A 15,046-nucleotide genomic window follows, 5' to 3' on the forward strand; every position below is an offset into this window, starting at 1 on the left:
CAAAACAGAACGTCACCTCCTAGGTATTAATGAGTAGTAATAATGATTGCATTAATGCAATGCTTTCAGGTGAAACATTTTTTTTAATCGTTTGGCTATATTTCGTGTCTTGATTGTTCATTTGTTCCAGTAAAGAAGTTACATCATGCTCTAAATCTTGCATTTTTAAACGTAGTATTTGAACATCGATTTCTTCATAAGTTGTTGTGACATTAAGTGCTTGTTGTATTTCTACGAGTGAAAGTCCTTCCTGCTTGCGTTTCTCGATGAAATGAAGTCGTTCAATCATGGCAGGATCATAATAGCGGTAGTTTGATGGGGACCGTTCTGCCTCCAACAGGCCTAAATTTGTATAGTAATCAATTGTTCTTTTAGTAATGCCAGTTTTTTGAGCAAGCTCTCCGATTTTTAATTTTTCTGTCCCAATGCAAATACCTCCCAACCATCACGTGATGCTTTGATTATAACGTGACAGTTTTATAGCATACAAATAATACGCTTTAAAATTTTTAAAAATATGATTTTTTTGTGAATACTGCTTGTTGCTAAGGGCTTGCTTAAGGAATCGTCAATCGTTACAAAAAAAGCTCTTCTAAACGATAATATCGTTAGAAAAGCTACAGACCTTATTTATTTAAATAGGTATCGTATAGATGATGTAATGCATCCTCGCCATTCATTTGTAGTATTTTTTCTTGATTTAAAACAAGTGTTACGGCTGTTTGCGCGCTATCAATTTGATCGTCATCTATTGTACACGTAACAGTCACTACACCGGTTTCAGCAAGCTTCTTTTGCATAGGAGTATCCCATGCTTGGTCAGAGAATAATGGTGCTCGCCATGTACCTTGAACATGTAGTTCATTTAATTCGGCGTCATATTCCCAGCGTATGTCACGTAAAATAGTTTTAAATAGGTCATTAATAGTAAATGTTTGGTCTTTGTAGTTAATCGTTAGCGCTCTTATTGCATGGACATCACGACTAACAGAGCTCGCGGCAGCATCAGCTGCTGAGTTAATGCCCGATGCCGCATCTTTGATTTCAGATAGTCGATCGCCACAGCCGGTAAGTAAGGTAGACAGGCATGCTACAAAAGTGAGTTTTGTCATCAATTTCACAAGGAGTACCCCCAGTTTACTAGTTGTTACTACTATATTAACGAAAAGAAAATTGTGAAGAAAGGGTATGTAACAGGCAGATTGTGACGGTTTTGCAACGATACAACCTTTTCAAATGAATTGGAAATAGCAATGGTTATCTAGAGTGAAATTTTACGTAACTTAAATCAAGAAGGGGAGCGGTTCATATGAAAATTAATGATGAGATACTCGATCGATTAGGAACATATTTTGTTTATCATGCGGTCTATGATAATTATGGAATAACCTTCGAAAATTTTGTGGAGCGTTGGTTGCGTGGGATACTTGAAGTTTAGTGATGTCTATTCAAATCGCAAGGAAGTCCAACGGGTAGGACCACGACAAGTGCTGTTAGGTTCGCTGTTGTATACATCAACGTTGACGACAAAAAGTGTTAGATTGGTCACAGTCAATCTAACACTTTTACTTTTTAATCTTGTCAGTATTACTTAAAGTAGTTCGTAATAAACTGATTTGCTTCTTGCCAATTATACACTCGCACAACATTGTCAGGTACAGCAAGACGATTATATGGTGTATCGAATAAAATAACAGGTATTTTTAATTCTTCAGCGAGCATCACAGCATTATCATGTTTATCTTCAAAGAAAGCGGCGACATTATGCTTTTTGGCAGTCGCTAATTTATCATGACTTCCGATAAGTTCTATGTGATCGTACGGAATAGCCTGTGATTTAAACCAGTTCATCGTAATATCAGAAACATTCTGACCACGTGCAGAAATATAATATAGCTCATAAGTATGTTGCCAAGCATTTAAAATAGCTTTGGCATCCTTTGCAGCTTCTGATACTTCATACATATAAGGCTCATTTTCCTTAAACCATGCGTTAAATGCAGTGCGATCTACTGGATAAGGAAAGGCCGATAAAAAATCATATTCACAAACATCATCCAGTGTAATATTGACCTTATACTGCTTATTAATATGCGGGATAAGTGTACTCGGACAGGTCACTGTACCGTCAATATCAATACCAAAACGGGGCTTTGTCATGCAAGCACCTCCCTTAGGCGTTCGCTTTTGCAGCTTCTTCAGCCGCACGTTTTTCAGCCATTTCTGCAGCTAGCTTATCAATTTCTTTTTTCAATTCTTCTACCATTGTTTCTTCTGGAACTTTACGAACCGTTTTGCCTTTCATGAATAGCAGACCTTCACCACGTGCACCTGCAATACCGATATCGGCTTCACGTGCTTCACCTGGACCATTTACGGCACAACCTAGAACAGCTACTTTTAATGGCACATTTAATGTTGAAATATATTCTTCCACTTCATTTGCAATGGAGATAAGGTCGATTTCAATACGGCCACATGTAGGGCATGAAATTAACGTTGCCATGTTAGACGCTAAACCAAATGATTTTAATAGCTCACGAGCAACTTTCACTTCCTCCACAGGGTCGGCAGATAAAGAGATACGTAGCGTATTACCAATACCTTTTGACAGGATTGCGCCAAGGCCAGCAGCAGATTTTACAGTCCCAGCAAACAATGTACCGGATTCTGTAATACCTAAATGTAGCGGATAATCAAAAGCTTGTGCAGCTTTTTCATATGCTTCAATCGCTAAATTGACATCCGATGCCTTCATTGACACGATAATATCGTGGAAATCTAAGTCTTCCAAAATTTTAATATGGTGTAGTGCTGATTCTACCATACCATCGGCAGTTGGATAGCCATATTTTTCAAGAATATGTCGCTCTAATGAACCGGCATTTACGCCAATACGAATAGGAATGCCTTTTGCTTTTGCAGCTGTTACAACGGCTTCAACTTTTTCTTTACGCCCAATATTACCTGGGTTAATACGAACTTTATCAATACCATTTTCAATTGCTTTTAAAGCTAATTTATAATCAAAGTGAATATCAGCTACTAATGGAATATGGATACGTTTTTTTATTTCGGCAATTGCATCAGCCGCACGCTCATCTGGCACTGCAACACGAACAATTTGACAGCCCGCCTCTTCTAGTCGCAGAATTTCTGCAACAGTTGCTTCGACATCATGTGTTTTTGTTGTACACATACTTTGAATGAATAATTCATTACTACCACCAATTGTTAAATTACCGACACGTACAGGACGTGTTTTTGAACGGTGACAAATTTCACTCATTAACTTTCTCTCCTTTTCGGGCCACTACTTTCAGCCGTCACTGACACTTATTTTAGCAGTGTAAGAAAATAAGGACAAGGAAGAAACGTTAACTTTTCATTTTCCGCATGCGTTTTCGAATTCAAAAGAGAGGGGAAGCTTAATATTTTCGCCTGGTACAAGTGCTTGTAATTGTAAATGTGGATTTAATTGATAAAAGAGCTCCAGTCGTTCCGGAAAGGTCATCGGCATTTTTGCTGGGTGTAGTGCAAATAAGCTATGGATGGTATCGCCTTGAATTGTTTGGACCGTAATGTAAGCTGGCTCGCGCTGGTCTTCGCAAAGTGTATTTTGCCCATCTTTTGGATAGAAGGCAGCGAGAGATAATGTACCTTCTGTTAAATCTACTTTTACGACAAATGCGATAAGCACAATAGCAACAGTTAACAAGAATGCTCGCAAAAAAACCCCTCCTTTTTCTACACTATATTGAGAAGAGAGGGGAATCATGCCTATTATTTTGAAATTGGTTGTTTTGGATATTTTGTAAAGGCGATAATTAATAGAGTAATGGTTAAAAGTAATGACAAGATTGAGAGTATTGTTCGGGCAGTTGGTACGAATTCTGCTAACATGCTTAAAATAGTCGCCCAAGTAATAGCGAATGTTGTAGTGCGCCAAATATGGCGGTATTCACCACGACGTTTCATAACTTTTAAAATAAATAAACCTGCTAGAGCATAGAGCGCAATTTGACCAAAAACTAACATCGTTGTTAGTACAAATAACATGATGAATGTGACTGGGTATAACAGCCACTTTATTTGATCTATGTATTCCGTTATCCCACTTATATCGAGGGTATTAACAGACATATCAGTAGAAAAACGTCCAAATGAAAATACAGTAACAATGGTAATTAATAGAAAGGTATATTGAATGACTTTGCCGATAGGTAGTAAACGATAAGCTGCTAGTTTTTTAGGGTGTATTAAGCTATCGATTAATAATTGTGAGTGTTTCATATTTATATCTCCTCCATCCGCTATTCTAACATGTTCGTGAATGACTAGATATGGATTGCATCACTTTCACTGAGAATGAGATGCTAAAATGTTAACATTGTGTAAAGAAGTTAAAGGTTTTCTTTACTTTTTGTACATTTTCATTTAATGATTAGGAATAGATTAGTAGAGACGTAGGAATTGGAGCGAATACCATTGACAATAGATTGGCAAAGCATATTATTTCAATTTTTAGGCGGATTAGGGGTCTTTTTATTTTCCATAAAATATATGGGAGAAGGGTTACAAAAATCGGCAGATGACAGACTCCGTGAATGGTTGAATCGATTTACAACGAATCCGTTTATGGGTGTGTTAGTTGGGATAATCGTAACGGTTTGTATTCAGTCAAGTTCGGCGACAACAGTAATTACTGTTGGTCTAGTGAGTGCAGGCTTCTTAACATTACGACAAGCAATAGGTGTCATTATGGGAGCTAATATTGGCACGACAATAACTGCATTTATTATCGGTATTAATATAGGTATTTATTTTTATCCACTCCTCGCGATTGGCGCAGCATTTTTATTTTTCTTTAAAAAGGCTATTTATCATCACATAGGTCAAATTTTATTTGGCTTTGGTGGTTTGTTTTTAGGATTGGAGCTAATGAGTGCTAGTATGCAGTCACTGCATGAATTAGCAGACTTCGCATCATTAACCATTCATTTGAGTAATCAACCGGTAATCGGCATATTTTTAGGGACTATTTTTACATTGCTCGTTCAAAGTTCGACAGCGACAGTTGGCGTATTGCAAGGCTTATATGCTGAACAATTAATCGGTTTAGATAGTGCGCTACCGATTTTATTTGGTGAAAATATTGGCACGACAATAACGGCTGTCCTCGCTTCATTAGGTGCTTCGATTTATGCAAAGCGAGCAGCGGCTGCCCATGTGTTATTTAATGTGATTGGGACGGTTATTTTTATGTTGCTGTTTACTCCCTTTATAAATTATGTGCAGTGGATTAGTCAGTTGTTTCATTTAGAAGCTCGAATGCAAATTGCTGTCGCACATGGTTCGTTTAATGTCTTTAATATGTTGATCCAACTACCGTTTATCGCAGGATTATCATTATTAGTAACAAAATTATTGCCTGGACATGACGGTGGTATTGATGTTGCAACGAAACATCTGGACCCATCCTTCATTGATTCTTCGCCAGCCATCGCATTAGGGCAAGCGAAAGAAGAAGTTTTGCGGATGGGTGAACATGCGCTGAGGGGCTTAGAAGAAACGTTTTACTACATGAAAACAGGGGAGTCATCACATATCCCTACCGTATTACAGTTGGAAGTGGCACTTAATCATTTAGATAAAGAAATAACGAATTATTTAGTGATGGTGTCCAAGCAGCCGCTTTCTCATGCTGATTCGGTACGACACCATACCCTATTAACGAATGTGCGTGATATTGAGCGTATTGGCGACCATTTTGAAAATATTTTGGAGCTATTGCAATATAAGGATCACCATGAAGTGAGTTTAAGTAAATCAGCGCGGCAAGATTTAATCGGTATGTTTAGTCTTGCCATCGAGGCGGTAAGGAAAAGCTTAGAGGCGCTTGATACGGCGAGTCTTAGCTTAGCGCAAGAAGTAACAGAGTTAGAGAGTTTGATAGATGATATGGAGGATAAACTAAGACAAAAGCATATTGCACGTTTAAATACAAACGAATGTAGTGGCGCAGCTGGTATTGTTTATACGGATATTGTTAGCAACTTGGAGAGAATTGGGGATCACGCTGTGAATATTGCAGATTCTATTTTAGGAATTCGCCACTAGATTGAAACTTTTTGGCAATATTTTTCGTATGTAAGGCATGCAAGACAAAAGGAGAGAGCTTTGATGGAAGTTGTTGGCTGGATCGTAGTGATTGCCTGCTTTATCGTTTCATTTGTTGGATTAGTGTATCCGATAATCCCAGGTGTTCTATTTTTACTAGGTGGATTTATTCTTTATGGATTATTTTTCTCATTTGCTGATTTAAGTTGGTGGTTCTGGGCAATTGAAATTTTATTTGTTGTCCTTCTCTTTGGAGCTGATACGGTTGCAAATGCTGTTGGTATTAAAAAATTCGGTGGCTCCAATGCAGGAATGTGGGGCAGTACAATCGGTTTATTGATTGGGCCATTCGTTATTCCTGTTGCCGGCATTTTAGTAGGGCCTTTTTTAGGCGCCATCATTGCAGAGCTTATTGTAGAGCGAAGAACTTTTAATGAAGCTGTAAAAAGTGGTGTGGGTTCGCTTATCGGTTTTTTAACGTCAACCGTAGCCAAGGCAGTTATTCAAATTGTGATGATTGTCGTATTCTTTATTGCTATTTAAACGTATTGTGGGGGTAACTATAAAGTTTAACAAATTAAAGAAGTGGGTATATTAGAAATTGGATTATTTATTTCGGTCAAAAGGCTGAAATCTTTAATTTGAGGTATTTTTCATTGAATGGTTTGACCAATTTTGATAATCTAAGGATGTACTAATTATTTCTTTATTTTAGGGAGGAACTTAATAATGGCTTACGAATTACCACAATTAACTTATGCTTACGATGCATTAGAACCAAATATCGATGCAAAAACTATGGAAATTCACTATTCTAAACACCACAATACTTATGTAACAAATTTAAACGCAGCAGTAGAAGGTACTGAATTTGCAGAAAAAGACATTAATGACTTAATCGCAAATATCGATGCACTTCCAGCTGACAAACAAACAGCAGTTCGTAACAACGGTGGCGGACATGCTAACCACACACTATTCTGGGAAGTAATCGCACCAGGCGGTTCAAAAACTCCAGTTGGTGAAGTAGCTAAAGCAATCGATGCTAAATTTGGTTCTTTCGATGCTTTCAAAGAAGAGTTTGCAAAAGCTGCAACAACTCGATTCGGTTCAGGTTGGGCTTGGTTAATCGTTGATGGTGATTCAGTAGCAGTTACATCTACACCAAACCAAGACTCTCCAGTTATGGAAGGTAAAACACCAATCTTAGGATTAGATGTTTGGGAGCACGCTTACTACTTAAACTATCAAAACCGTCGTCCAGATTATATCGGTGCTTTCTGGAACGTAGTAAACTGGGATGCAGTAGAAGCTAAATTTCAAGCTGCAAAATAATCATTTGCGTTAATGCAAAATAATTAGGTTTCTGCGGAACTATTGTGAAGTGGAAGTTTACTAATTATTTCTATGTAAAGGGCTATGCATAAGGTGAAAAATCACCTTGGCATGGCCCTTTTTATATGATTTTAGCGCATTCAGTAATGTTGCTTTTGAATAGCAGAAATCCATATATACGGAAGGAAACTTTTCTTGCCAAGTACCGTCATTTAAAATGATGCTTCCTCTAGTTAAGGATTGTTACGGCAGATCATTTCATAAATAGTCGGAAATTACGAATAGGTCAACGAAGCAAACGGCTGGGACTCCTCCAACGAAGTGTGAAAAGCGACCATCTGTAGTGTAAGTGATGTGATTGCTTCTATTTTACATTTTTCAATAATTAGTATTTTAATGATGACAAGGCGAATTATGAAAATGATGCAAGAGTATGCTTTTCTGACGCAACTTCGAATGGTATACTAGGTATCGTGTATTTAAACAGTTATTAGATGAGGAGGGGAATACATATGCGCAAAGCACCGGGGAAAAATCGCGCAGCGAGTGTTAAAGCGAAACATCACTCTAATTTAACATTTCGTATGAATGTCCTTTTCTTTGCTATATTTATCGTATTTTCGATGTTAATTTTTAGACTTGGTTATATGCAAATTGTTAAAGGGGAAGATTATGTTCGTATTTTAGAGCGGACTGAGGAAGTACCTGTCAATACGAGTGTGCCAAGGGGTCGGATGTATGATCGTTATGGGCGTATTTTAGTGGATAATCAGCCTGAAAACGCGATTACGTATACAAAAATGCAGACGACTAAAACGGAGGATATGTTAGCAATTGCTGAAAAGCTGGCTCAATTGATTGAACAACCAACGAATCGTGTCACATTACGCGATAAATTGGATTTTTGGATTTTAAAAAACCATGACGCAGCATATGCAAAAATATCTGATGAAGAGCAAACGAAAATTAAAACACAGGAAAATATTACGACAAGTCAAGCGAATGCAGAAATCGATAAAATTGTACGTGAGCGCATTACAGACGAAGAATTAGCACAATTAACGGAAGCGGATTTAGAAGTATTAGCTATTTACCGCGAGATGGTATCAGGCTACAATTTATCACCTCAAATCATTAAAAGTGAGAATGTATCTGCAGATGAATTTGCGCGTGTTTCAGAGCGTTTAACTGAGTTGCCAGGAGTCAACACAACGACAGATTGGAAGCGTGTTAAACTATCATCCCTTTCTGTGTTAGGCCGTACAACTGTACCAACAAAAGGGATACCGAAAGAGAAGCTTAATTATTATTTAGCACGTGATTATTCACGTAATGATCGCGTCGGTGAAAGTTATATTGAAGCGCAATATGAAGAACTTTTACAAGGGCAAAAAACAGTTGTCAAAAATATTACGAATAAAAAAGGGCAAGTTGTTGATACCATTACAACATATGAAGGCGAGCCTGGAAAAGATTTAGTATTAACATTCGATAGCGAGTTACAAGCCGCTAATGAAAAAATTGTAGAAGAAGAACTGCTGAAGTTAAAAGCAATGTCTGGCTCAAGTTTATTAGACCGAGCGTTCTTAATCATGATGGACCCAAATACGGGAGATATCCTATCAATGGTAGGTAAAAAAATCGAAAAAGATTCGGAAACGGGCAGAAATGTAGTTGTGGATTATGCATACGGCTCGTTTACAACAGCTTATGAGGCAGGGTCTGTCGTAAAAGCAGCCACTTTGCTGACAGGCTATAAACTAGGGGTGATTACTCCGAACACAGTATTAGGAGATGAACCAATCCATTTACTAGGTACACCCGTTAAAAGGTCGATTTTCAACCAAGGTGGCTATATTTCAATGGATGGTTTAAGCGCACTTGAGCAATCTTCCAACGTTTATATGTTTAAAACGGCAATGCTTATTAATGGCACACCATACAGTTACATGATGCCATTGCGATTAAATGATCAAACATTCCCGAAAATGCGTAATTCCTATGCACAGTTTGGCTTAGGTGTTAAAACAGGCATTGATTTACCTAATGAATTTAGTGGGGTAGAAGGCCTAATCATGGGTGGTAAAACACTCGACTTAGCCATTGGACAATATGATACGTATACACCGCTTCAACTAGCACAATATATTTCAACGATAGCGAATGGTGGCTATCGTGTTCAGCCCCATGTCGTGAAAGAAGTGCGTGATCCATCAAAAGATGGTCAACAGCTAGGGCAATTAGTGACAGAAGTAGGACCAAGAATTTTAAATCACATCGATAATACAGAAGAAGAAATTAATTATGTAAAAAAAGGCTTGCATCGTGTTTATACGGGTTCTCGTGGTACGGCACGTTCAGCATTTTCGAACGCACCTTTTACCGCTGCCGGGAAAACAGGGACAGCCGAAGTAGTATATTATGGACCATTACGTGAACGTTATGGTACAAATACGATTAATTTAACGCATGTTGGCTATGCGCCATATGAAAATCCTGAAGTTGCTTATGCTGTTGTCATTCCATGGGCAACTACGAACCTTAATCAACATTTATCGAATAATAACGTGATTGCAAGACGTGCTTTAGATGCTTACTATGAGCTAAAAGCAAAATATGAAAAGACAAAAGTGACAGATAATAAAGTAGAACAACCAATTTTACCTGCGATTACAAAAGATAAAATCGGTGAAGATGAACAAGAATAAAAAAACCGCTAGCGCATATTTATATGCCTAGCGGTTTTTTAGTATCTATATAGCTTTCTACTAGCGATTAAGCTGTTGAATCGCTAATTCAAATTGTTCCTTCGGTTTTTCTCCATAAAGCTCAATATTATTATAGAAATACGTCGTCATCATAAAATCAATAGCCTCCTGTAATGACAACTCTCGATGATCCATGATAAGTGTTAAATATGTTTTAAAGTAATCGGCATTTTGTACATTTGCATGATTAATCACAAAGTCAAACTCCTCTTATAATATTTCCTGACACAAATGAATATTATAGCATCTTTGCTAAAGGAAGCAAATCATTTAATTGCAATTGTAAACGTTTCTTTACAATCGTTTACAAAGCATTACATTCCTTTACGTGTCTTTTACGAACGGTTTATACGAATTCAACAATAAGTCTTTATAGTAAAGATTGTAAGGCAAAACACAAATAAAAAAGTTAGTGACGGAGGCAAATGAGATGAAAAAGTGGAAGTACTTAACGATGACAGCGGTAATGGGTTCAGCATTAATGCTTGGTGCATGTAGCGGAGACAACTCAACGCAAAACAATAACAATGCAGAAACGAACTCAGGACAAGAAGCTGCTGACGAAAAACTGCAAGGTTCAGTTGCTGGAGATGGTTCATCAACAGTAGCACCAATTATTGAAGCAGTTGTTGAAGAGTATGCAGGTGCACAACCGGATGTCAAAGTATCGGTAGGTGTTTCTGGTACTGGTGGTGGCTTTGAAAAATTCATCGCAGGTGAGACAGACTTTTCAAATGCATCTCGTTTTATAAAGACAGAAGAGAAAGAAAAACTAGACCAAGCTGGAATAGCTTACACTGAGTTAGCTTTAGCATATGATGGTTTATCAGTAGTGGTGAATCCTGAAAACGATTGGGCAAAGGATTTAACTATAGAACAACTAAAGAAAATTTGGACTGAAGATGGCACAGAGAAAAAATGGTCAGATATCGACCCTTCATGGCCAGCAGAAAAAATCGTATTCTACTCACCAGGTACTGACTCAGGTACGTATGATTACTTTGATGAAGTCGTTTTAGATGGTGCTGATCTAGTAAGTTCAGCGACATTATCAGAGGATGATAATATGCTAGTTCAAGGTATTTCTGGTGACAAGTATGCAATTGGCTTCTTTGGCTTCGCTTACTACTTAGAAAATAAAGATAAGTTAAACATTGTTAAAGTCAATGGAATTGAACCAACACATGACACAATTGAAAAAGGCGAATATACGCCACTTTCACGCCCACTATTCACTTATGTGAAAAACAGTGCGATGAAAGATAATGCAGCAGCATATGATTTCGTTAAGTTCACACTTGAAAATGCAGGAGATATGGCAGAAGCAGTAGGTTATGTTCGTCTACCTGAAGAAAAATATGCTGAAGGCTTAAAAACTTTAGAAGGCTTAAAATAAGTAGACATGCATAGAGGGAAAGAGATGGATGCTCTTTCCCTCGCTTATTGGAAAGGAGCACCCAATGGTTTCTCAAAAGGAAAATAAGACATCATCTGTGCAACAATTAATTGCAAATTCGCGCAATCATAAAACTAAGAAAATAGTGGAAAAAGCCATGCCAGCTTTATTATTTTCTGCAGCGCTTATCTCGATTTTGACAACATTTGGCATTGTTTTCACCCTTATTTTTGAAACGTTTGAGTTTTTCAAGCGTGTTTCGATTACGGATTTTTTATTTGGTACACAGTGGCTACCGTTTTCTGGAAAGGAGCCGTTATTTGGGATTTTACCGCTTATCGCAGGAACACTGAAAGTTACATTAATTGCAGTTGCTGTAGCAGTACCATTTGGGATTGCTTCAGCCATCTATTTAAGTGAATATGCGAGTGAGAAAACAAGACGTACAGTTAAACCGATTTTAGAAGTATTAGCAGGTGTACCGACAATCGTTTATGGCTTCTTTGCATTAACGTTTGTCACACCAGTGCTACAAGGAATTATTCCAGAGCTTAAACTATTTAATGCACTTAGTCCAGGGATTGTAGTGGGCATTATGATATTACCAATGATTACATCACTATCAGAAGATGCCATGTCATCTGTACCAAACAGTATGCGAGAAGGGGCTTTAGCGCTAGGGGCTACGAAGTTTGAGGTTGCTATAAAAGTAGTGTTACCAGCCGCTTTATCGGGAATTGTGGCATCAGTCGTACTTGCTATTTCCCGGGCAATTGGGGAAACAATGATTGTGTCCTTAGCAGGAGGATCGACACCTAAATTTGATTTAAATGTCACAGATTCCATCCAAACGATGACAGCCTATATTGTACAAGTTTCTACGGGTGATGCTGGTTATGGAACGACGATTTATTACTCGATCTACTCAGTTGGATTCACATTATTTATCTTTACGTTAGTGATGAACTTAATCGCTCATTATATTTCGAAACGCTTCAGGGAGGTTTACTAGCATGCGCTATATCGATGATACAGTCGTCAAGAAACGAATGACTAAACGTATTACATTCAATAAAGTCTGGAAATCCTTATTTTTCTTGGCAACTACATTTGCGCTTGTAATGCTAGCGATTTTGCTCTACCGCATTGTGACGCAAGGAGTAGGTTACTTAAACATTGATTTCCTAACGAATTTTGCTTCACGCTTTGCGGATAAGGCAGGGATTAAAGCTGCATTAATCGGCTCACTTTGGTTAATGGGAGTAGTAGCTCCGGTATCGATTGTTTTAGGTGTAGGAACAGCGATTTATCTAGAAGAATATGCAAAGAAAAATAGATTGAATGATTTTATTCGCATGAATATCTCAAACTTAGCAGGTGTACCTTCAATTGTTTTTGGTTTACTTGGGTTAACAATTTTTGTTCGTATGATGGAACTAGGTAAAAGTATTTTAGCAGCAGGTTTAACGATGAGTTTGCTAATATTACCTGTAATAATCGTGGCTGCTCAGGAAGCAATACGCGCTGTACCGAATGAACAACGTGAAGCTTCTTATGGGATGGGAGCGACGAAATGGCAAACCATTTTACGTGTCGTATTACCAGCTGCCATCCCTGGGATTTTAACAGGTAGTATTTTAGCTTTATCTCGTGCAATAGGTGAAACAGCACCACTCGTAGTAATTGGGATACCTGTTATTTTACAATTTTTACCTAATGATTTATTAAGCCAGTTTACTGCATTGCCGATGCAAATTTATGATTGGGCTAAACGTCCGCAAGAGGCATTTCAATATGTAGCGGCAGCGGGGATTTTAGTGCTGATGATTGTGCTGCTAATGATGAATTCCATCGCTATTTTTATTCGAAATAAATTCCAAAAACGTTATTAATGAGGTGACCTTATGGTACTAGATTTTAAAGAGGAAAATTCAGTTGTCAAATCAATTAATATAAATGTAAAGCCATCTGCTGAAGTTGCGAAAAAAGTAGTGTATGATACTCGTAACTTAAATTTATGGTACGGTGATCATCACGGTTTAAAAGATGTTAATTTAAGTATTTATGAAAATGAAGTCACAGCTATTATTGGCCCTTCAGGTTGCGGGAAATCTACTTATTTAAAAACGTTAAACAGAATGGTAGAGCTAGTACCGATAGTTCGTACATCGGGCGAAATATTATACCGTGAACGAAATATCTTAGATAAAAACTATACAGTTGAGGAATTACGTACTCGCGTAGGGATGGTATTCCAAAAACCTAACCCATTCCCAAAATCAATCTATGATAATATTGCTTACGGTCCACGTATCCACGGCATTAAAAACAAAAAAATTCTAGATGAAATTGTTGAAAAATCATTGCGCGGTGCGGCTATTTGGGATGAAGTAAAAGATCGTCTAAATCAAAATGCTTATGGTTTATCAGGTGGTCAGCAACAGCGTATTTGTATTGCGCGTTGTTTAGCAATCGAGCCAGATGTTATTTTAATGGATGAGCCCACTTCTGCACTTGACCCAATTTCTACGTTAAAAGTAGAAGAGCTTGTACAAGAGCTTAAAAAAGATTATTCAATCGTTATTGTTACACATAATATGCAACAAGCGGCACGTATTTCAGACCGTACAGCATTTTTCCTAAGCGGCGAAGTTGTGGAATATGACAAAACAGATGTGATTTTCCAAACACCTTCAGATCAACGTACAGAAGATTACATTTCAGGACGCTTCGGCTAAGCATAGGGGGAACTATAGATGGTAGTACGTGAACGATTTGAGCAAGAGCTTAAGGAAATTCAAGAACAGTTTGTAGAAATTGCAACAAATAGTATTAATGCATTAAAAATATCTTTTGAGGCATTGTTAGAGCAAGATTTGGAGAAATCATTAAAAATTATTGAAGATGATTTATATATTAATCGCCTTGAGGAAGAAATTAATGACCGAGTAATTTTGATGATTGCCAAGCAACAACCTGTAGCGACAGATTTGCGCCGACTTATGGTACTTGTAAAAGCTGCATCTGATATGGAGAGAGTGGGAGATTATGCAGTTAATATCGCAAAAGAGACGATTCGTTTAGGTAAGGAGCCTCTAATCTTCCCAACGACCAATTTACAATCGATGTGTAATAAGACAGTCGAAATGCTTGAAAGTATTATTACAGCCTTTAGGGAAGAAGATACTGTCCGAGCAAAAGAAATTGCTGAACTTGACGATTACGTAGATGATTTATATGGGGCAACAGTAACATTATTACTTCGTGCTGGTGCAGAAAGTCCATCTCATATTTCGCAATTTACACATTTAACATTTGTTTGTCGTCATTTAGAACGTTCAGCGGATCATGCAACGAATATTGCCGAACATTTATTTTACTTAATTAAAGGTAAACATTATGAATTGAATAATTAAAAGAGAAGGGC

17 protein-coding genes are annotated in these 15,046 nt (G+C 37.6%); 10 read left to right on the forward strand and 7 right to left on the reverse strand.

Going from position 1 to position 15,046, the window contains the following annotated elements:
- Positions 1-19 precede the first annotated feature (19 nt).
- Positions 20-442 (reverse strand): MerR family transcriptional regulator, encoded by a 423-nt coding sequence (locus tag LS41612_RS08470; RefSeq protein WP_227665360.1) that lies wholly within the window; start codon positions 440-442, stop codon positions 20-22.
- Positions 443-626: 184 nt separating this feature from the next.
- Entirely contained in the window at positions 627-1,112 is a 486-nt protein-coding gene (locus LS41612_RS08475; RefSeq protein ID WP_229389842.1) for a hypothetical protein, read from the reverse strand.
- 197 nt (positions 1,113-1,309) lie between these two features.
- On the opposite strand from LS41612_RS08475, the gene LS41612_RS23675 reads away from it, so the two are divergent.
- Positions 1,310-1,438: a hypothetical protein gene (locus LS41612_RS23675; RefSeq protein ID WP_255313805.1), complete on the forward strand. Its 129-nt coding sequence runs from the start codon at positions 1,310-1,312 to the stop codon at positions 1,436-1,438.
- A 149-nt stretch (positions 1,439-1,587) separates the two neighbouring features.
- Here LS41612_RS23675 and LS41612_RS08480 read toward each other — a convergent pair whose 3' ends face one another.
- From LS41612_RS08480 to LS41612_RS08495, 4 genes are all read right to left on the reverse strand, one after another.
- Positions 1,588-2,160, reverse strand: a complete 573-nt coding sequence (locus tag LS41612_RS08480) for a 5' nucleotidase, NT5C type (RefSeq protein WP_024361296.1) — start codon at positions 2,158-2,160, stop codon at positions 1,588-1,590.
- 13 nt (positions 2,161-2,173) lie between these two features.
- Complete coding sequence (gene ispG / locus LS41612_RS08485; RefSeq protein WP_024361295.1) at positions 2,174-3,289, reverse strand: flavodoxin-dependent (E)-4-hydroxy-3-methylbut-2-enyl-diphosphate synthase; 1,116 nt, start codon at positions 3,287-3,289, stop codon at positions 2,174-2,176.
- A gap of 96 nt (positions 3,290-3,385) precedes the next feature.
- On the reverse strand, positions 3,386-3,730 hold the full coding sequence (gene yqfZ / locus LS41612_RS08490; protein WP_024361294.1) for a protein YqfZ: 345 nt from the start codon (positions 3,728-3,730) through the stop codon (positions 3,386-3,388).
- A 53-nt stretch (positions 3,731-3,783) separates the two neighbouring features.
- Positions 3,784-4,293, reverse strand: a complete 510-nt coding sequence (locus LS41612_RS08495) for a DUF1189 family protein (RefSeq protein WP_024361293.1) — start codon at positions 4,291-4,293, stop codon at positions 3,784-3,786.
- A gap of 195 nt (positions 4,294-4,488) precedes the next feature.
- Between LS41612_RS08495 and LS41612_RS08500 the strand changes: the two genes are divergently transcribed.
- The 4 genes from LS41612_RS08500 to LS41612_RS08515 all read left to right on the forward strand — a co-directional run bounded on the left by LS41612_RS08500 (position 4,489) and on the right by LS41612_RS08515 (position 10,163).
- Positions 4,489-6,120: a Na/Pi cotransporter family protein gene (locus LS41612_RS08500; protein WP_024361292.1), complete on the forward strand. Its 1,632-nt coding sequence runs from the start codon at positions 4,489-4,491 to the stop codon at positions 6,118-6,120.
- Positions 6,121-6,183: 63 nt separating this feature from the next.
- Complete coding sequence (locus LS41612_RS08505; RefSeq protein ID WP_024361291.1) at positions 6,184-6,663, forward strand: DUF456 domain-containing protein; 480 nt, start codon at positions 6,184-6,186, stop codon at positions 6,661-6,663.
- 186 nt (positions 6,664-6,849) lie between these two features.
- On the forward strand, positions 6,850-7,455 hold the full coding sequence (locus LS41612_RS08510; protein WP_024361290.1) for a superoxide dismutase: 606 nt from the start codon (positions 6,850-6,852) through the stop codon (positions 7,453-7,455).
- Between the two features lie 512 nt (positions 7,456-7,967).
- On the forward strand, positions 7,968-10,163 hold the full coding sequence (locus LS41612_RS08515; RefSeq protein ID WP_024361289.1) for a peptidoglycan D,D-transpeptidase FtsI family protein: 2,196 nt from the start codon (positions 7,968-7,970) through the stop codon (positions 10,161-10,163).
- 60 nt (positions 10,164-10,223) lie between these two features.
- Here the strand turns inward: LS41612_RS08515 and LS41612_RS08520 are convergent, their stop codons facing one another.
- A complete protein-coding gene (locus tag LS41612_RS08520; protein ID WP_036204720.1) occupies positions 10,224-10,418 on the reverse strand; it encodes a hypothetical protein in 195 nt (64 codons plus the stop codon).
- 235 nt (positions 10,419-10,653) lie between these two features.
- On the opposite strand from LS41612_RS08520, the gene LS41612_RS08525 reads away from it, so the two are divergent.
- The 5 genes from LS41612_RS08525 (at position 10,654) to phoU (ending at position 15,035) form a co-directional block, all read left to right on the forward strand.
- Entirely contained in the window at positions 10,654-11,619 is a 966-nt protein-coding gene (locus tag LS41612_RS08525; RefSeq protein WP_024361287.1) for a PstS family phosphate ABC transporter substrate-binding protein, read from the forward strand.
- Between the two features lie 64 nt (positions 11,620-11,683).
- On the forward strand, positions 11,684-12,631 hold the full coding sequence (gene pstC, locus LS41612_RS08530) for a phosphate ABC transporter permease subunit PstC (protein ID WP_024361286.1): 948 nt from the start codon (positions 11,684-11,686) through the stop codon (positions 12,629-12,631).
- 1 nt (position 12,632) lies between these two features.
- Positions 12,633-13,511, forward strand: a complete 879-nt coding sequence (gene pstA, locus LS41612_RS08535) for a phosphate ABC transporter permease PstA (RefSeq protein ID WP_024361285.1) — start codon at positions 12,633-12,635, stop codon at positions 13,509-13,511.
- 54 nt (positions 13,512-13,565) lie between these two features.
- Complete coding sequence (gene pstB, locus LS41612_RS08540) at positions 13,566-14,357, forward strand: phosphate ABC transporter ATP-binding protein PstB (protein WP_172583046.1); 792 nt, start codon at positions 13,566-13,568, stop codon at positions 14,355-14,357.
- An 18-nt stretch (positions 14,358-14,375) separates the two neighbouring features.
- Complete coding sequence (gene phoU / locus LS41612_RS08545; protein ID WP_024361283.1) at positions 14,376-15,035, forward strand: phosphate signaling complex protein PhoU; 660 nt, start codon at positions 14,376-14,378, stop codon at positions 15,033-15,035.
- The last annotated feature ends 11 nt before the right edge of the window (positions 15,036-15,046 follow it).

The sequence above is a fragment of the Lysinibacillus sphaericus genome, assembly GCF_002982115.1.
Taxonomy (GTDB): Bacteria; Bacillota; Bacilli; order Bacillales_A; family Planococcaceae; genus Lysinibacillus; species Lysinibacillus sphaericus.